This is a genomic window from Thalassovita gelatinovora, assembly GCF_001458355.1.
Classification (GTDB): domain Bacteria; phylum Pseudomonadota; class Alphaproteobacteria; order Rhodobacterales; family Rhodobacteraceae; genus Thalassobius; species Thalassobius gelatinovorus.
Window position 1 is genome coordinate 381,955 of the sequence record NZ_CYSA01000015.1, and the last position, 19,666, is coordinate 401,620.

At 56.4% G+C, this 19,666-nt stretch carries 12 protein-coding genes; 2 read left to right on the forward strand and 10 right to left on the reverse strand.

Translation table 11 applies throughout. The features are described 5' to 3' along the window. Positions 1–11 precede the first annotated feature (11 nt). The 9 genes from TG4357_RS06660 to TG4357_RS19970 form a co-directional block, all read right to left on the reverse strand. Positions 12–3,455 (reverse strand): AAA family ATPase, encoded by a 3,444-nt coding sequence (locus TG4357_RS06660; protein ID WP_058262080.1) that lies wholly within the window; start codon positions 3,453–3,455, stop codon positions 12–14. 3 nt (positions 3,456–3,458) lie between these two features. Beyond that, positions 3,459–4,703 (reverse strand): metallophosphoesterase family protein, encoded by a 1,245-nt coding sequence (locus tag TG4357_RS06665; protein WP_058262081.1) that lies wholly within the window; start codon positions 4,701–4,703, stop codon positions 3,459–3,461. Between the two features lie 280 nt (positions 4,704–4,983). Next, the gene (locus tag TG4357_RS06670) at positions 4,984–5,517 is read right to left on the reverse strand and encodes a DUF2478 domain-containing protein (protein ID WP_058262082.1); all 534 of its coding nucleotides are present in this window, start codon (positions 5,515–5,517) and stop codon (positions 4,984–4,986) included. Positions 5,518–5,648: 131 nt separating this feature from the next. Continuing rightward, positions 5,649–6,464 carry a peptidylprolyl isomerase gene (locus tag TG4357_RS06675; RefSeq protein WP_058262083.1) on the reverse strand — a complete coding sequence of 272 codons (816 nt, stop codon included), beginning with the start codon at positions 6,462–6,464 and terminating at the stop codon, positions 5,649–5,651. 5 nt (positions 6,465–6,469) lie between these two features. Next, entirely contained in the window at positions 6,470–7,156 is a 687-nt protein-coding gene (gene narI / locus TG4357_RS06680; protein ID WP_082644083.1) for a respiratory nitrate reductase subunit gamma, read from the reverse strand. 11 nt (positions 7,157–7,167) lie between these two features. Continuing rightward, entirely contained in the window at positions 7,168–7,872 is a 705-nt protein-coding gene (gene narJ, locus TG4357_RS06685) for a nitrate reductase molybdenum cofactor assembly chaperone (protein WP_058262085.1), read from the reverse strand. Between the two features lies 1 nt (position 7,873). Beyond that, entirely contained in the window at positions 7,874–9,397 is a 1,524-nt protein-coding gene (narH, locus tag TG4357_RS06690; protein ID WP_058262086.1) for a nitrate reductase subunit beta, read from the reverse strand. After that, complete coding sequence (locus TG4357_RS06695; RefSeq protein ID WP_058262087.1) at positions 9,394–13,122, reverse strand: nitrate reductase subunit alpha; 3,729 nt, start codon at positions 13,120–13,122, stop codon at positions 9,394–9,396. The genes narH and TG4357_RS06695 overlap by 4 nt, the downstream gene beginning before the upstream one ends. A 59-nt stretch (positions 13,123–13,181) precedes the next feature. After that, positions 13,182–15,857, reverse strand: a complete 2,676-nt coding sequence (locus TG4357_RS19970; protein WP_058262088.1) for a nitrate/nitrite transporter — start codon at positions 15,855–15,857, stop codon at positions 13,182–13,184. 258 nt (positions 15,858–16,115) lie between these two features. On the opposite strand from TG4357_RS19970, the gene TG4357_RS06705 reads away from it, so the two are divergent. After that, entirely contained in the window at positions 16,116–16,814 is a 699-nt protein-coding gene (locus TG4357_RS06705) for a cyclic nucleotide-binding domain-containing protein (RefSeq protein WP_058262089.1), read from the forward strand. A 15-nt stretch (positions 16,815–16,829) separates the two neighbouring features. Here the strand turns inward: TG4357_RS06705 and TG4357_RS06710 are convergent, their stop codons facing one another. Next, a complete protein-coding gene (locus TG4357_RS06710; protein WP_058262090.1) occupies positions 16,830–17,603 on the reverse strand; it encodes a helix-turn-helix domain-containing protein in 774 nt (257 codons plus the stop codon). Between the two features lie 359 nt (positions 17,604–17,962). Between TG4357_RS06710 and TG4357_RS06715 the strand changes: the two genes are divergently transcribed. Further along, a complete protein-coding gene (locus TG4357_RS06715) occupies positions 17,963–19,654 on the forward strand; it encodes an amidohydrolase (RefSeq protein WP_058262091.1) in 1,692 nt (563 codons plus the stop codon). Positions 19,655–19,666 lie beyond the last annotated feature (12 nt).

The window sequence follows — 19,666 nt, forward strand, 5'->3', positions numbered from 1 at the left end:
CCTTACGCTTTCTAAGCTGGAAGTTCATGAATATTTACTGCGGGGCAGGCCGATCTGGCGATATCGCAGACATGGGCATGATGGGTCAGATAAATAACCTGTCCGACTTCACTCATCTTGGCTAGCAACCCGAACGCTTCGGCGGCACGGTCATCGTCAAAGCTTTCCATGATGTCGTCGGCGACAAATGGCACTGGTCCATTGTTGCGAACAAATTCGTGATATCCCGCGATCCTCAGGGCGAGGTAAAGCTGCGCGCGCGTACCGTCGGACAACTGATCGGCCTGTTTGGAACCACCTTCTGCGGCCAGCGCCACAAGAATTTCACGCGCCCCGTCCGGTTGCGCGGCAAGACCAGAATAGCGCCCGCCTGACATGGTTCGGAAAGCTTCGGAAGCGCGATCCAGCATACCGCTGCGATGGGTATCGCGGTATTGTCTGAGCGCGGCATCGACGGCGAGCAAACCAAGCCGTTTTTGCAGATGGTGCCGCGCCCCGTCTTCCATTTCCAAAAGCAAGGTCTGGCGCTGTTCCTCAAGCCGGGCGACTGCAGCATCACCGCCAACACGATCAAGATCATCTTCGGCCTTGCGAAAGCTGGTATGCGCCTCCTCCTGATTTGATCGCAGGGTTTTCAGATCGGTTCGCAGGCTTTCCGCGTGCGCTTCCAACTCAGCCTCGCTTATCCCTTCCAAACGTTTCAGCGCCTCTTGAATCGTACTGGCCTGCAGTCGGCCGCACAGATCTTCTGCACATTCGTCGCGGGTTTGCCGCAGTTTTTCCCGCTCCCCAGCCCGCGACAACGCTTCGCGCGCCTGCTGCCAAGTCGCCACGCTGAAGAAGTCCGTGAATGCAGCCGTTCTGGTGCGGTGTAGCTTTGCCTCTTGTTCGATTTCTGAATGGGTCTGCCGTGCTGAGGCCAACCGCTTTTGCAGATCCGCACACCGACCCTGGCTTGTCTCGGCACTGTGCAGTCGCTGGGTGATGTGACCCCATGCTTCATGCGGCGGGATGTCGGTCGTCATGCCCAAACGGTCTTTCAATGCGTTGACCGCGTCTCCGAACTGCCCACTATTGGATTTCATTGACGCGATACGGCGGTTCAAATCGGACACGCGGTCGAAATGGCGGCGCAACTGATCCAATTCGTCAAGGATCGCACGCATTTCGGCCACCGTGGCCGGAGCCTCCACCATCCAGGTATCCGCACAGGCTGCGGTCCATTCGGATTGCCATTTGGTCTTGAGTTTGGCGGCATCGGCCAACGCGGTTTCACGCCGCCCCAGTTCCTGCTGGGCGGTTGCATCTGCTTCGCTCAAAGCCTGAAGTTGCGCCGCGCGGTCCAGCAACGACTGTGCGGTTTCAACGATCAAGGCCAAGTCGGTATTTTCATCCGTGGTCCGTCCTGCCTGCGACATGGCTGACACAAGCCCGGACCGCGCGCGATCCAACACGTCTTCACAATATGACACCCGACGCCGCGCTTCATTGCATTTGCGCAAGGCCCCGCAGGCGTCGTCGGCCCGTTTCAGCCAAGTCAGAAATGACCCACTCGTCATATCGGCGGACAGCAATGGCGACACGCCCGACACGATACCGGCAAAGGTTGCCACCAATCCATCATGCAATGCGGCGGCTTCCTTCACCCGGGTTTTAGCCGCATCCACCAACTGCCATGCGCCGGCCAGTGCCTGTTCTGCCTCCAAGACGAATTTCGCCTGTGTCTGTTGATCCGCGACAGAGGCCGCGACCTGATCATCAAGTCGCATCGCCCCCTCGAAACGATCTGCGGTATCGCTGTTCAAATTGGCGCGGTGATGGACCCATTCCGCTTCGCGCTGGGCCCGGACCTTTGCCGCGTCTTCCAAGGTGACAACGGAGGTCGCACTCGTCTGTTGCAGCCGCGCTTCGCGTTGCGCGGCATCTTGTTCGAGCCGTTGCAGCGTTTCGCGTTCCCGCTCTACCTTGCGGTTAGCGTCCTCCACGTCTGCCGCCAGACGCTCAACGCCGGCTCTGTCAGGCAGGGCAAAGTTTGCAACCGCGGTTTCATCTCCAACCCAAGGGGCCAGCGCGGCAAGCCTTTCCTGCCAATCGGCCTCAGCCTCTGCCAGCAGTGCCTGCGCCCGGGCAAGCGATCCAACCGGGTCATCGCGGCGGATACTTTGAACCAGCCCGCCAAGCCCGCCCAAATCGGCCGTGCTGCCACCAGCGTTCTTCAGACGTAGCGCGGTCCGATCTGCTTCGGTTCGGGTGCGGTCCAGTTCTTCGGTTGCAGCGGCGTAACTGGCTGCAATGCCTGAATGCTGTTCGACCAAGCCGCGAAGACGGCCCAACACCGCGACTTCTGGCAACACGGTGGCCGGATCGGCATCGGGTTGCCCCAAACGGGCAAGGCAATCACGTATAGCTTGGCTTTCACCATCCCGTTCTTTCAGCCGCTTGGGCAAATCCTCCTGTGCTGTATCATAGGCGGATTTCAGGTTCCCGACCGCACCTATGCGATCGTGGACTTCAAGTATTTCCGTGTCCTGCGGAATTTTTCCCAGTTCGTCTTCGAGATCTGCAACGGATTTTTTCGTGGTTTCCAGTTTTGTTGCCAACACCGTTTCTTCACGGTCCAGACCCGGCAATTCGGCAAGCCAACCTTCAGGCGGGACGGGCAAATCGCCAATTTCAGCGATTTTCACCTCAATCCGTTCCAGCCGCGAAACAAGCGGTATTGCACCGCCCAACCGTTCGGTTTCATTGAGCGCGGTTTGCGCGGCCTCGGCCTCGTTTCGGGCGTTTTGCCATGTGGTCCGCGCCGCGTCCCGGTCCTTGGCAAGTCGGGCATAATCCGATGCGGCCGTATCCAAGGATTTCATCTGTTCTCCAAGCCTGTCGAATTCGGCCCTGAGGTCGCGCAACCGCCCTTTGCGACCTGTTGCGTTCAAAAATTCCATTGATTCATCGCGTAGCGTGTCGATCTGCGTGGCAAGGTCGGTCAATCCGGCGCTGGCCTGAAACAGCAGCTCTCCTAGATCTCCTTCGCTGGCAAGGATGCTTTCCCCACCTTCGTCCAGCGTGTTCCGGTTGAGCGAAAACATGGCCGCATAGGACTTCCGGTCAAGCCCGCGCAGGCCACTAGTCAACAATGCTTCGCCGATCGGGCCCCCTTGCGCGTCAAGCAGGGAATGGTCGCGCTTCTTGACCCGGATCACGTTTTGCGGTCGACCGTCGATTTCGAGCGCCGCACCAAGCTGCATTGATGTGTACGGATGCAGGAATCCCATCGGGCTGCGCACCGAAATCTGAAACAACAGATCCAGCCAGCCCGACAGAAAGGTCGATTTCCCGGCCTCGTTGGCCCCATAGATCACGTGCAGATCGGGGCCGCCGTCAACTGTTGCACCAAAGGGCAGGCTCAGGTCGGTGAATTTACCGTACCGCGTCAGGTCAAAACAGTTCAGGCGCATCGTTCAACCCTCCGAGTCTTCTAGCCGCGCCAATACGTCCATCGCGCCGCGTTGCATCGTATCATTCAACGTAGTGATGACCTGCTCTTCGTTGTCGCCAATAATCCCGCGCAGTTCACGCGGCAGATGCTTAAGTATCAGGTCCAACTCGGCCTTTACACGGGGATCGTCAGCACGAAGCGGCCCTTCGGTTACAAGTGCTGCCATTTCTCCGACCGCACCGCCCGGTTTGCTACCCTCCCCCGGTTGCAGCGCAATTTCGACCTTATCGATCCAGAGCGACCCGATTTGTTCGGCCACGACCTGCGCCTCGGCACCGAGCAAATCCGCATCTCTGTGTGCCCGCCAAGCCATTTGTGATTTTCCCTCCAGCACCGGGCGAACGATCAGGTGCTCGCCTTCATTGTCCTGACGGGCCGTTTTCAACGCTTGCTTCAGGGCCTCCACAACTTCGCCCCAGTCGGCAGCCATGTTGCAATCAACCGTGATCCGCTCGAACTGGGCGGTGGCCAGATGCCTTTCTTGCAGGCTGACTGCGCCATCGTCATTCACCGAAACCAATGTCACCGATTTTGGTCCTGCTTCTCCAATGTCTCTGCCTTGGGGAATGCCGGGCATCACGACGGTCGTTGCTCCCGGATGAACCGCGCGTTTGTGGATATGTCCCAACGCCCAGTAATCGAAGCCCATCTGCTGCAGTTCAGCCAATGCACAGGGGGCATATGGGTCATGTCCCGACGTGCCGGCCAGACTGGTGTGCAGAAGACCAATATTGAAAGCCCCCGGCACCGGCGGGTGAAATTGGTCCAACAGGCTGTCAGGGGCATGTGGCTGCCGAAACGAAATGCCATGCACGGCAACAGCGTGGCCGTTCCAACTGACCTCTACCACCTCGGCACGATCTGAAAACACCCTGACCGCGTCTGGCAAAACCAGTTCACGGGTGATTTTCGAAGCGGCATCATGATTACCGCGGATCACGAAGGCCAGAATACCCGCCGCGGTCAGTCGCTCCAATTCTTGTGCCAGAAACCGGGCGGTTTTCATCGATGTCTGACCACCGTCATAAAGATCCCCGGCAATCACAAGCGCCTGAACCTGTTCGGCAAGGCACAGATCGACAATACGCGACAGTGTTGTTCTGGTGGCATTGCCGACTATTTCGGCCAGTTCCGCGTCACGCAGCGCCAAAGACTTCAATGGTGAATCAAGATGAATGTCGGCTGTATGAACAAACTTGAATGCCACGGTCCCGCCTCGGAAAAAATGATCTGCTGGCAGAGCGTGGGACTATGAGAACGGTTTGGTCAAGTCGAAAGCTGCATAAAATCAGCCGCATAGCTGTGAAACCATCTGTCACAGCCACCCGCAGAACGCCCCATCTCTGCACCCGTTTTCAAGCAAACACGTGGCTGCATGGGTGGTTCAGCGGTTAAGGATCAGAATTTCCGGCGCATCGCTGTTTAATTCGATCACCGCCATTGTCCGGCAGGTTTAGTGGGAAACGAACTTCAGTCTGCGGGGCACATTATCCCGACAAATTGGCCATCTGCACTGCGGGTCCGCAAGCCATTTCCATCCATGATTTCAACGCGGCCTCTTCCGGCGGCACCACGACGGCTTCACCACCGACAAAATTCATAAAGGCCTCTGCATTTAACTGATTGAGGCCAACCAAAACCGGGATGTCGCACGACAAGGCTTCGGCAATAACGGATCGGAAACCACGGCCTTCGGCTTCGTGTTTTCCGAACTTGTTGACGATCAGGCAATCGGCTCCTTCAAGAAGCGATGCTTCGACCAGACCAACTGCCGTTTCCAATGCGTTCGGGTCCAGCCGACAGCCCTTTGCTGCGTGGCCCAGTTGTTGTGAAATGCGGATAATCGGGCCTTCGGGCAGGACTTTCACATCCATATCGCACGGGCCTTCATTTTCTCTGCCCGTATTGATCTGTACAGTCCCACAGGGTCGACGACCCTGTTTCAACATTGTTTGAGCAAGCTGATAAAGCAGCAGGTCAGTATCACCGCGCCCCGGCGCCATCGTATAAGCAATATTCATGTCACTGACATCCTTGGATTACGAAGGAGGGTTGGCAAGTGCCGAAAACTCTATAGGCAAGCCCTGTCCGACGCTTCTATTTCTAGGGTCGCCAACGATATTGCCCTGCTGCACGTTCGATAGATCCGGTTTCAAGATGGTCTCCGTTCATCGATTGCTTGCAACTCTGCCCCTGATATTTCGGCAGAAGCCACAAGCTGGTCTACGAATGCACGGGCCTTGCAGGCCCAATCGGCTTTTTCCATTGCCTCGGCGATTTTCCCTGCTACGGCATCGAAGGGCAGAACCGCCCCTTGGGCCACCGCATCAAGGCGTATCAGGTGCCAGCCGTGCCGGGTCAGCACGGGTTGCGCCGTGATTTCACCTTCGGCAAGTGTCCCTAAGGCGGCTTCGAATTCCGGCACTGAATCGCCGGGGCTGAGTTGACCAAGCGCACCACCGGATGCTTTCGACCCACAGTCACTGTACCGCTCAGCCAACTGCGCGAAACCTTTGGGATTGGCTAAGGCTTGTGCCACTAAATCCTGTGCCCGTGTAAAAGCAACGGCTTTGTTTTCTGCGTTCGTCGGATCGCAGGTAATCAGGATATGCGACACTTCCCAGAGCGGGGGGGTGCGGAACCGTGACGGGTCGCGGGACCATTCCGCGCGAACCGCAGTTTTGCTGGGGCGATCGACGACAACCACAATGTCCAGCAGCTCACGGATCAAGGCCTCTTCTTCAGTTTCGAACCGACCCGGACCAATTTCGACCGGATCGGGTGTCAGGCCCCGATGTCGCGCCTCTTGCAACAGCAGAATCCTTACGGCCATGGCATTCGCCGCCTTGCGCCAAGCCAGACCGGGCTTGCCTTTTGGGGCGGTGTGGTTCTGCGCCTCGGCAGCGATAGCCGTGCTTGGGACCGTTTCGCCATTTACGATCAAATCGGGGAAAAGCGCTGCATGCATGCCGGTCACTCCGCCGTTTTACGCCGCGAGCGCACCACCTGATACCCCGGACGCCAGAGATACCGAACTGGGGCCGAAATCATGTGGACCAATCGCGTGAAGGGGAAAACAAGGATGATCGTCAGGCCAAGGATCAGGTGAAGCTTGAATATAATAGACACATCCGAGACATAGCTTGCCGCCGCACCGTCAAAGGTAAAAACTCCTTGCGCCCAAGACATGAACTTGACCATCTCATGACCATCCAGATGCCCCAATGAGACAAAGATCGTCCCGATCCCCAGCACCAGTTGCATAAGCAGCATGGCAAGAATTGCGATATCCCAGAAACTTGACGTTTTCCGAATACGCGGGTCGGTCCAGCGACGATGAAACAGCATCGCTCCCCCCGTCAGGGCTATGACGCCGGCAATACCGCCAGCGACAACCGCCAGAATTTGCTTGGCCCCGTGACTGACGCCGATGGCATCAAACACCCAGATCGGCGTCAGCAACCCGACAAAATGGCCCAAGAAGATCACCAGAACCCCGATATGGAACAGAACCGATCCGATCACCAACTGTTTGCGCCGCAACAGTTGGGATGACGAAGATTTCCAGGTGAAGGGATCGCGTTCATAACGCGCAATGGTTCCCATGATCCCGACACCAAGCGCGATATAGGGGTAAATTCCGAAAAAGAAGTTGTTCATGTGATCCTCCATTACTCAGCCGCAGTGCCAGAGGCGCGGTTGACAGGGTCGTCCATACGGGAAAGCATGTCGCGCACCTGCGGACAGCCGGCATTGGGATCGGGGCCAAAGCGGACTTCGCTTTCTTCCCAAACCTCATCAAGCGCTTCGAGATCGTTGGGATCGACATCCGGTTGATCCAACAGTTCTGCCACGGCCTTTTTATCGGCCGTTACCCCGGCCAGTTGCAAAAGGGCGGCGAACACGGCGGCATATTCGCTTTCCCGCCGGACCAGCCGGGCATCGAGAGCTTCGAAAATATGCGCCGCGTCCGCCAAGGTTTCCTGTGCTTCTGCGAAGGGACGCGTCGACAGGAATTCTAACAAGACCGGCAAATGGTCTGGCAATTCCGAGGTTGCGGGTTCGAACCCGCCCGCACGGTAGGTTTCCACCAGAGACACCATTGCACCGCCGCGGTCGCGGCTTTCACCATGGACGTGTTCGAACAGGTTGAGCGACAGCGTTCGCGAACGATCGAAGAGCATGACATAATGCTCTTCGAGGTCATAAATATCACCGCTACGCAGCGCCTCGACCAAAGGTCGAAGCGTCCGGCGCGCAGCTGCGGTGAGCCTGGTATCAGAGGCCAGAACCCCACCGATTTCCGGCATTGCAGACTGCAAATCCCGCGTTGGGTAGCTTAAAATCAGCGACAGCGCTTTCAATGTGCGGTCCATATCAGCGCACCTCCTCGGGCATTTTCAGGGGTTTCTTGGAGCCGCCAAAGAGCGAACCTTTGGACATGCCGGTCGAACAACCGTTGCTGTCGGTAAAGCCGCAGCCTCCGCGCAGATCATAGGCTTCTTCAACCTGTTCACGGTGGGTTGTCGGGATCACGAAACGGTCTTCGTAATCCGCCAGCGCCATGATTTTATACATGTCCTCAATCATGGCCCCATTCAGACCGACGCGTTCGGCGATGCCTTCATCAATAACCCCCTCAACGGTTTTCGACCGCATATAGGCGCGCATCGCCAGCATTCGTTCCAATGCGGTGGCCACCGGCGCTTCATCCCCGGCGGTCAACATATTCGCAAGGTACCGCAATGGAATGCGTAGATTTCGAACATCCGGCATTGCACCGTTCATACCGATTGCACCCGCTTCGGCGGCATTCTGGATCGGACTGAGCGGCGGGATATACCAAACCATTGGCAAGGTCCGGTATTCAGGATGCAATGGAAAGGCGACTTTCCAATCCATCGCCATTTTCCAGATCGGGCTTTCCTTCGCGGCTTTGATCCAATCTTCTGGTACACCATCCCGGCGCGCCGCTTCGATTACGGACGGGTCGTTCGGGTCAAGGAAGACACCCAGTTGCGCATCATAAAGATCTGTTGTTTCCGCCACATTGGCAGCTTCTTCAATCTTGTCGGCGTCATAAAGCATGACCCCCAGATAGCGGATGCGCCCCACGCAGGTTTCCGAACAGACAGTCGGGTTGCCCGATTCAATGCGCGGATAGCAAAGCGTGCATTTCTCAGACTTGCCGGTCGACCAGTTGTAATAAACCTTCTTGTAGGGACAACCGGACACGCACATGCGCCAGCCACGGCATTTTTCCTGATCGATCAGAACGATGCCGTCTTCTTCACGCTTGTAGATCGCACCCGAAGGGCAGGACGCGGCACAGGCTGGATTCAGGCAATGTTCGCATAACCGGGGGAGATACATCATGAAGGTGTTTTCGTATTCCCCGTATATTTCCTTTTGAATGCCTTCGAAATTGTAATCCGCCGACCGTTTCGAAAATTCCCCACCGAGGATTTCATCCCAGTTCGGCCCCTTTTCGATCTTCTCCATCCGCTCGCCGGTAATTTTGGAACGTGGGCGCGCAGTTGGAAATGCCTCCACTTCTGGGGCAGATTTCAGATGGTCATAGTCGAAATCAAACGGCTCATAATAGTCGTCGATTTCGGGCAGGTCGGGATTGGCAAAGATATTCGCCAATATTCGCCATTTGCCGCCTTGCTTGGGCTGAAGCTTGCCGGATTTGGTGCGCTGCCAGCCGCCATTCCAACGGGCCTGATTTTCCCAGTCTGTCGGATAACCGGTTCCGGGCTTGGTTTCGACATTATTGAACCACGCATATTCAACGCCATCGCGGCTGGTCCAAACGTTTTTGCAGGTGACGGAACAGGTGTGACATCCGATGCATTTATCGAGATTCAGCACCATGCCGATTTGTGCGCGTACCTTCATTCTGCGGCCTCCTTGCTGGTCGTTTCCCGGTCGAGCCAGTCAACCTTCTTCATTTTGCGAACGACGACGAATTCGTCCCGGTTCGATCCCACCGTGCCGTAATAGTTGAAACCGTAGGATTGCTGGGCATAGGCACCGATCATATGGGTCGGTTTCAGCACCGTGCGGGTGACCGAATTGTGAATACCCCCGCGCAAACCGGTTTTTTCCGAACCGGGTGTGTTCACGATTTTTTCCTGCGCATGATACATGAAGGTCGTGCCTTCCTTGATCCGCTGCGAAACCACCGCCCGCGCGGTCAGTGCGCCGTTGGTGTTATAAAGTTCAATCCAGTCGTTATCTTCGATCCCGGCCGTTTTCGCATCGGTCTCGGACAGCCAGACCACCGGACCGCCCCGGTTCAGCGTCAGCATCAACAAGTTGTCCGTATAGGTCGAGTGGATGCCCCATTTCTGGTGCGGAGTGATGAAGTTCAACACCAGGCTGTCGCCCGCATCCTGCACGTCCCTGGTGATGGTCTTCAGGTCCACCGGCGGGCGGTAAGACATGAAACCTTCGCCAAAGGCCAGCATCCACAGATGATCCTGATAAAGCTGCTGCCGTCCGGTGAGCGTCCGCCACGGGATCAGTTCATGCACATTGGTGTAACCGGCGTTGTAACTGACCTTTTCGCTTTCGATTCCCGACCATGTCGGAGACGAAATGATCTTGCGCGGCTGGGCCGCAATATCCCGGAAGCGGATCTTGTTGTGATGTTCGCCTTCTGCCAGATGCGCATGTTCGCGCCCGGTGGCTTTTTCTAGCGCTTGCCAGGCTTTGACTGCCACTTCACCATTGGTTTCTGGTGCCAGCATCAAGATCACTTCCGCCGCATCAATGGCCGTCTCGATGATCGGCCGCCCTACGGCGGGCCCATCCAGCCGAGTGCCATTGAGCGCCTTTAGATTGGCGATCTCGTCTTCTGTATTCCAGTTAATGCCTTTGCCGCCGTTCCCAAGCGTGTCGAGCAACGGTCCCAGCGCAGTGAAGCGGTCATAAAGCGCGGGATAGTCCCGTTCGACCACAACATAGGCCGGAGCAGTTTTTCCCGGGATCAGGTCGCACTCGCCCTTTTTCCAGTCCTTAACCTGATCCTGTGCAATTTCGGCCGGGGTGTCATGAAGGATCGGCAATGCGACCACGTCGGTTTCTTGGCCCAGAATTTCCGGTGCCAATTCCGAAAATTTCTTGGCTATGGATTTGAAGATTTCCCAATCGGATTTCGATTCATAGGCCGGATCAACCGCCGCCTGAAGCGGGTGGATGAACGGGTGCATATCCGAAGTGTTCAGATCATCCTTTTCGTACCAGCTGGCCGTGGGCAAAACGATATCGGAATAAACCGCAGTGGTGGACATGCGGAAATCTATGGTCACCAACAGATCGAGTTTACCGCGCGGGGCGTCTTGGTGCCATGTCGCCTCTTTCGGAAGCTGCCCCCCTTCTTCACCCAGATCCTTGCCCAACACACCATGATCGGTGCCCAGGAGGTGTTTTAGGAAATACTCATGCCCTTTGCCGGACGAACCCAACAGGTTCGAACGCCAGACAAACAGGTTACGCGGCCAATTTTCCGGCGCATCCGGGTCTTCACAGGACATTTCCAAATCACCGGATTTCAGGTTTTCGGCAATATAGGCAGGGATTTCCTTGCCGGCGGCCTTGGCCGCTTTGGCCACCTCCAACGGGTTGGTTTTCAACTGAGGAGCGGAAGGCAGCCACCCCATCCGTTCGGCCCGGATATTATAGTCGATCAGGCTGGCATCCCAGTCACCGTCGGGCGCTGTTGGCGACAGGATTTCATCCGCTTTCAGGGTTTCATAGCGCCATTGATCGGTATGGGCATACCAAGCGGAAGTCGCATTCATGTGCCGCGGCGGGCGTCCCCAATCGAGCGCGAAGGCCAAAGGTTGCCAACCGGTCTGTGGTCGCAGCTTTTCCTGTCCAACATAATGCGCCCAGCCACCGCCGGATTGACCGACGCAGCCGCACATCACCAGCATGTTGATAACGCCGCGATAATTCATATCCATGTGGAACCAGTGGTTCATCGCGGCACCGATGATGATCATCGATTTACCTTGGGTCTTGACCGCATTGTCCGCAAATTCACGGGCAACATGGATGATCTTGTCGGCTGGAACGCCTGTGATCTTTTCAGCCCAAGCCGGTGTCCCCGGCATGTCATTGGCATAATCGTTGGTCACCCAGTCGCCACCCAGACCCCGATCAAGGCCATAATTGGCGCAAAACAGGTCAAAAACAGTGGCAACAGTGATATCGCCATTTGCCGTCTTGACCGTCTTGACCGGGACATTGCGGGTCAGGATTTCGGGGTGATCGGCATCGGTGACGAATTGGCCGACTGCCGCGCCACCGAAATAGGGGAAATCGACACCCACGACATCGTCGCGATCTTCTTTCATGATCAGCGTCATCTTCAGTCGGGTGTCTGCCGCGTTCGCCTTTTCTTCAAGATTCCATTCGCCGTCTTCACCCCAGCGATAACCGATGGTGCCGTTTGGCGCGACCAAGCTGTTTGACAGATCGTCATAGGCGACGGTTTTCCATTCGGGATTGTTGTCTTCGCCCAGCTTGCCGTCCAGATCGTCGGCCCGCAAAAAGCGGCCGGGAATCAGACGCCCGTCTTTTTCTTCCAACTTCACCAGCATCGGGAAATCGGAATATTTACGGGTGTAATCTTCGAAATACTCGGTCTGATGATCAAGGTGGAATTCGCGCAGAATGACATGACCGAACGCCATCGCCAGCGCCGCGTCGGTCCCCTGCTTTGCGTTTAACCAAACATCACCAAACTTTGCCGCTTCTGAATAATCTGGGCAGATGACGGCCGATTTGGTCCCTTTGTAGCGCGCTTCGGTATAGAAATGTGCATCCGGCGTCCGAGTCTGAGGTACGTTCGACCCCCAAAGCAGCAGGTAACCGGCATTGTACCAATCCGCCGATTCCGGCACGTCGGTTTGTTCGCCCCAAGTCATTGGCGAAGCCGGTGGCAGGTCGCAATACCAATCATAAAACGACATGCAGACCCCGCCCAGCAGGCTGAGATAGCGCGAACCCGCCGCGTAAGAAATCATTGACATCGCGGGGATCGGCGAAAAACCGAAGACACGATCCGGGCCATAGGTCTTGGCGGTATAGGCGTTGGCGGCGGCGGTGATTTCGGTCGCCTCGTCCCAAGAGGCGCGTACGAAACCGCCCTTGCCGCGGGTTTCGACATAAGAGGCGCGCAGCACCGGGTCGTTCTGAATCGCGGTCCAGGCCTCGATCGGGCTTTTGGATTCGCGCATCTTGCGCCAGACCTTCATCAACCGCCCGCGCACCAACGGGTTTTTCACCCGATTGGCGGAATAGAGGTACCAGCTGTAAGACGCCCCCCGCGCACAGCCGCGTGGTTCATGGTTCGGCAGATCCGGACGGGTACGCGGATAATCTGTTTGCTGGGTTTCCCATGTGACAATTCCGGATTTGACATAGATTTTCCACGAACAAGAACCGGTGCAATTCACCCCATGCGTCGAACGGACGATCTTGTCATGCCGCCAACGGTTTCTGTAGGTATCTTCCCAGTCGCGGTTCTCACGCGTGACCTGGCCATGACCATTCGAAAAGGTCTCAATTTCCTTGGATTGAAGGAAGTTCAGTCTATCGAGCAAGTGGCTCATGTTATTTCTCCTATAGCTGGCCGCGTTCGGACAAACCCGAACGCGGTGGCATCAATTGTTCAGCACGGGACCGGGGCTGATTTGCGGCTGTAGAACGTCCAGGTGACCGCCACGCAGGCGACGTAGAAGATCAAGAAAGCCCAAAGAGCACCGTTCGGGGCGCCGGTCATGCTGATCGATGTTCCATAAGCCTTGGGGATGAAGAACGCGCCATAAGCGGCGATCGCCGAGGTAAAGGCGATGATCGCGGCGCTTTCCCGTTCCGCCGTCTTCAGGGTTGCGCCTTCGTCCAGTTGCGGCATCAACCGCGGTATTTCCTGGCGCATGATCGAAGGGATCATCTGGAAGGTCGAGGCATTGCCGACCCCGGTCAGCAAAAACAGCGCCATGAAGCAGGCAAAGAAACCCCAGAAATTGCCCCCGCTCGCCTCGGACGGCAGGAATTGCAGAACACCCCAGACCGCCACGATCATCCCGAGGAAGGTCCAGAAAGTGACGCGCCCGCCGCCGAACTTGTCCGACACCCATCCGGTCCCGGCCCGGCTAAGCGCCCCGACCAGCGGACCGAGGAAGGCGAATGACAGCGCGTTGACCTCGGGAAACTGGGTTTTCATCAATAGCGGGAAGCCAGCCGAGTAGCCAATGAAGCTGCCGAATGTCCCGGTATAGAGAAACGCCATGATCCAGTTGTGCCGACGCGCAAGGATCGTCAGTTGATCGCCCAGCGATGCCTTGGCCGCGGCGATGTCGTTCATCCCGAACCACGCGAGGAGGGTCGACAACACGATGAACGGAGCCCAGATGAACCCGGCATTCTGCAACCACAAACGCGATCCGTCTGCCAGCGTCTGCGCTTCGCCTCCGACCGAACCAAACACACCGGTGACGATGACGATCGGCACAAGGAACTGCATGACCGAAACCCCGAGATTACCCAGCCCCGCATTCAGCGCCAGCGCGTTGCCTTTGGTTTTCTTCGGGAAGAAATAGGCGATGTTGGCCATGGACGAAGCGAAGTTGCCCCCACCAAAACCGCACAAAAGGGCCAGAACCAAAAACCAGCTGTAGCTGGTGTTGGGGTTCTGTACCGCGAACCCGATTCCCAATGCGGGCACCAGCAGCGATGCGGTCGACAACGTCGTCCACAACCGGCCGCCGAAGATCGGGACCATGAAGCTGTAAAAGATGCGCAGCGTCGCGCCCGAAAGCCCCGGCAGAGAAGCCAGCCAGAACAATTGGGCGGTAGAATAGTCGAACCCGATGACAGGCAGCTTCGCCACCACGACCGACCACACCATCCAGACCGCGAATGCCAGCAGCAGCGCAGGGATCGAAATCCACAGGTTGCGCGAAGCGACTATCTGGCCCTGATCGTCCCAAAACTCCGTGTCTTCGGGGTGCCATTCAGCCAGCGTAGTGCCGGGTTTCGGATGCGGTTCTTGCGGCAGGTCGGACAGTTGCGTTTCTAGGGCCAGCGCCGGGTGACGGGCGCGCTCCATCCGGCGGATTGCAACATGCATCCACACGGTCGAGACGCCGACAAGCAGGAACAACAGCATGAACGGGGCGGTCCAGATACCGGTCTGGTCCAGCAAGATGCCGAAGGCGATTGGCAAGATGAACCCGCCCAGACCGCCAATCATCCCGACCAGACCGCCGATCGACCCGACATGGTGCGGGTAATAGACCGGAATATGCTTGAACACTGCTGCCTTGCCCAGGCTCATAGCAAAGCCAAGGACCACCGTCAGCGCCACAAAGACCCCGGCAGACAGGCCAAATTTAAACGTAATCGGACCGTCGATGCCCATGACCGTATAGGCAGTCTGCGGATAGCTCATGATAAAAAGCAGCACCAGCGACACGATGAAGGTAAAATACATCACCCATCGTGCGCCCATCTTGTCTGACATCCAGCCGCCCAGCGCCCGAAAGACCGAGCCCGGCAGCGAATACAACCCCGCAAATACGCCTGCGGTGGTCAGTTCCAACCCATAGGCACCGACATAGTAGCGAGGCAGGAAGCTGGCCAGCGCGACAAACCCACCGAAAACAAAGAAATAATAAGTGGCAAACCGCCAAACCTGAACGTTTTTCAGGGGTTCAAGCTGGTCCTTGATCGACACATGGCCACGCCCCGTACGTTTACGCTCTGCATGTTCGGGATCGGTCTTTGCCAGCAGGAAAAACAGTACCGCCGTGACCGCCAGAACGATCGCATAAACCCGCGCCGTACCTTCCCAGCCAAGCGCGACAACAAGGAATGGCGCCCCGAAATTGGTCACCGCCGCGCCCACGTTCCCGGCTCCGAAAATTCCCAAGGCCGTACCTTGGCGTTCTTGTTCGAACCAGCGTGAAGTATAGGCCACCCCGACGATAAAAGAGCCACCAGCAAGACCAAGGCCAAGCGCGGCAAGCAGGAAGACTTCATAGGTTTGAACGCTGGTCAACAACCACACAGCCACCGCAGTGATCAGCATCTGGAGTGGGAACATGATCCGGCCACCAAATTGTTCAGTCCAGAACCCAAGGAAAATCCGGCTTATTGACCCGGTCAGGATTGGCGTCGCGACCAGCAGACCAAACTGCGTGTCGCTCAGTCCAAGATCCTGTTTGATCTTGACCCCGATAATCGAAAAAATCGTCCATACGGCAAAGCAAACTGTGAAAGCAAAAGTGCTAAGACCCAATGCCCGGTATTGGTCCGTGCGTGAGACGCCTTCGAGCGTGTGCATATCTGTCCCTCCAATCTTCTGGCATTGCGAAACGGACCGCGATGCTCTTGAGGACTGGGATGAAGCTGAGAGGGAAAATCAGACTTGATCCAGATCACATTCTCAAAATAACCTTGTAATATAAATGGCTTGCACAATTTTTTTGTGTCTGGATCGGTTGGAAATCAAGGCTCCGCACAAGGCTTTGCAATTTGATTATTGACAAAGATCAACCAAATACATGACGTTATTCAAACCTGTAGAACTGGTATTTGAGACATGTCCGAAACGCTTTATCCTGAAGTCAGGACGCTGCATCTTTTTTCGAAAATGGCGGATGAGCATTTCGAGTCTCTGATGCGGGGCGCATATGTGCAGAATTTCCCACCTCAGATCGAACTTATCACCGAAGGCGATCCAAGCGATTTTCTGCATATTATCGTGGCGGGTTCCGTTGAGTTGTTTTCGACCTGGAACCGGCGTGAAACGGCAATGGCGACGATACGCCCGATATCGACCTTTATCCTTGCTGCATCGATCAAGGATGCACCTTATCTGATGTCTGCCCGCACCCTGGAAAAAAGCCGCATCGTGCTTATTCCAAGCCAGGATGTGCGGTCGGTTTTCGACGAAGATGCGGATTTTGCCCGTGCCATGGTCACCGAACTGGCCCAATGCTATCGCAGCGTCGTCAAGTCCACGAAAGATCTAAAGCTCCGAACATCGCTTGAGCAATTGGCGAATTACATTCTGCGACAACAGACATGTGCCGGCGGCGGGGCGAAGTTTGAACTACCGATCGAGAAACGACGGGTGGCCTCGTTGCTTGGCATGACACCGGAAAATCTGAGCCGCGCATTCAAAGGGCTGCAACCCTATGGGGTGTACGTCAATGGCAATCAGGTCACGATCAAGAATCAAAACGACCTGATCGGGTTTGCCAAGCCCAATCCACTGATCGATGATTTCAATACTTAACCATGTAAAGTACGGTTACAGATCTGCGGACAGCACATAATCCGCCTCTGGGGGCAGGGTGATTTCGTCGGCACGATAGTAGCCACATGCCGATAGCGCCTGACGCAGATCGGGACGCTCCCCCAAAAACAGCCAAACGATGGGAAATGATTTTATCCCCGAGGTGCCCTCTGGCTCTGATCCGGTGGCGACGCCATTTAACATCGGGGCATTGCTGGAATCCCCGACGTTAAGCACGTTGAACCACGTCGAACGGCGAAACTTGACCTCTTGCATGAGGCAATACAGCTTGCCCATGTGGACAAACCCGGTGCCTTCAGACACCAGCCGCGACGGCAAAGACAAGGCAGGGCGCGGAAAGCGTTCCACCATCTTGAAGATGATACCGCCAGTGGCCTGTTGCATCCTAACCAGCGCCCGGTAATAGATGCCGGTCTCCGGATCAGGCCGGAACAACATGTGGTAATAGCCCATCGAAATATTCACCGGCCCTTCGCCTGCATAGATCCGGTTCTGGATTTCTCGAAAGGGGTCCACCGTTTCGTGTAACTGCGGAGGACGCAGGCGGACCAGTTCCCGAAAACTGGTATGGGACATCATGATTTCGTATTCTTCTACGCCGAAATAATCGCAAATCCGCCGCAAGGTGTTCAGCGTCGGTTCGGCATCGCCGTTCAAATAGCGATGAAACTGCGTGCGATTGATCTTGGCCGCTTTGCAGATTGCCGAGATGGATTTTCCGTACCCGGCCAAAAGCCGCAGATTCGCGGAAAGATCAGTGCGCTTCATGTCATTCCTCCGGGCGTATTTCACAGCGTTAGCCGACGCAAAGCATGCCACGGTTTGCCCCAATGAGACATTCATAAAACGCGAATCTGTCGCTAATTGTCCAGAGAATAGGTGCAGTCACGACACTTTTGGCGTCAATGGATTATTGCCGCAATGGGGTTGCGGTGTAATGCTCAATTTCAAGAACAGACCACCAGGGTTGCAAGACTCCTCTTGGCCGCAACAGAAGACATCGGGGTTTACCCGGGCACGTTGCTGTTGAGGACGTCTTTAGGGAACAATCTATCGCCTTTGATTGTCGGCATCGATTTTGCCGGCCCTAAAGCTGTGGGGTTTGCGCCCAGTAAACGGAAAGCAAGATGACGAAACATGCCGATCTGATAATCAAGAATGCCACAGTCTACAGCGGTACCCAAGATGCCCCCAACGCCAGTTGGGTCGCGTTGAGGGGTTGCGATATCATGGCGATTGGCACCGGGCCAGTCGATCATATGGTCGGGCAAACCACGCGGGTTGTGGATGCGCAGGATCAAACTGTGTTGCCCGGTCTTAATGATGCCCATTTGCATTTGTTCGCAGGCGGTTTGGGTCTGACCGAACTGTCTCTGCGTGGGGTTCGGGGGCGCAGCGGCTTGCAGGCGGCGATTGACAGCCATCGCGCCGCCAATCCAGAGCTTGTCTTTCTGGCAGCACATTCATGTGCATATGAAATCCTTGAGACGGGCGAACAGCTAGAACGCACGGTGCTGGATGAACTGTGCCCTGATCTGCCGGTGCTGATAATGTCCGAAGATTTCCACACCAGTTGGTGCAACAGCAAGGCCATCGCGCTGGCCGGGATTGAGCGCGGCGCAGAGCTGCCCCATGGGTCAAGCGTGAAGGTCGATGAGGCCGGAGAAGCGACCGGCGTGTTGCTGGAATTAAATGCGATTGAATTGGTCCGAGGCAAGAACCCACGAAGCGCACGCCACGCAGAAGCCAGCCAGCGACCGCTGGAGGTTGGCCAATATACCAAAGAAGAACGCCAGACCGACAAAGAAGTCTTGTGGGCCGCTCTGATCCATTGTGCAGAACAAGGTCTGACGGCAGTGCAGAACATGGATGGCAGTCTGTATCAGCTGGAATTGCTGGCAGAGCTGGATCAGGACCGTGGCCTGCCGGTGCGGGTGCGTATGCCATTCCAGATATCCAAGGGGATGAGGAAAGAGGACCTGGCCCATGCCGTGCACTGGCGTCGCCGATTCAACAGCGAAATGCTGCGTTGCGATTTCATCAAGATTTTCGCCGATGGGGTGATCGAATCCGGCACTGCAAATTTGCTGGCCGAGTATTGCAACATACCGGGCCAAAGCGGGCATCCGATCTATGAGGATCAAGAACTGAATTCACTGATTCAAGAGGCCGACAGACTAGGTTTTCAGATCGCAGTACATTGCGTCGGCGATGGGGCGGTGCATCAGGTACTGAACGCCTTTGACGGGGCGCAAAAGGCCAATGGTTGGCGCGAAGCGCGGCACCGGATTGAACATATCGAGATGATTGATGCCGCAGACATCGCGCGTTTTCCGAAGCTTGGTGTGGTCGCGTCGATGCAACCGACCCACGTTCCCGAGGCGGGTGAAGGCTATCTTGAATTTCTCGGTCCGTCTCGCGGCGATCTGGCATTTCCTATGCGCCAGCTGTGCGCCGTGAATGCGGCCTATGTTCTGTCTACCGATTGGCCGGTTGCGCCTTTGTCACCCCTAATCACCTTGGAAGCCGCGATGACGCGGACAGAGTGGCCAGGTGCCGGTATTGACCACCGACTGGGCTGGGCCGAAGCATTGGCCGGGATCACATATAACGCCGCATGGGTGGCGTTCGAAGAAACCCTTCGCGGTCGAATTGCCCCTGGCCTGCGGGGGGATCTGACCATTGTGTCAGGAAATCCGGCAGACCTGTTCAAGGGTGAAACGTCCGAAGTGTTGCTGGCCATCTGCAATGGGCGCGTCACGTATGACAGCTTTGGCGGCGACGCACAGCTGCGCGCTGTCCAGAACGAACAGACATAGATCACGAGACAA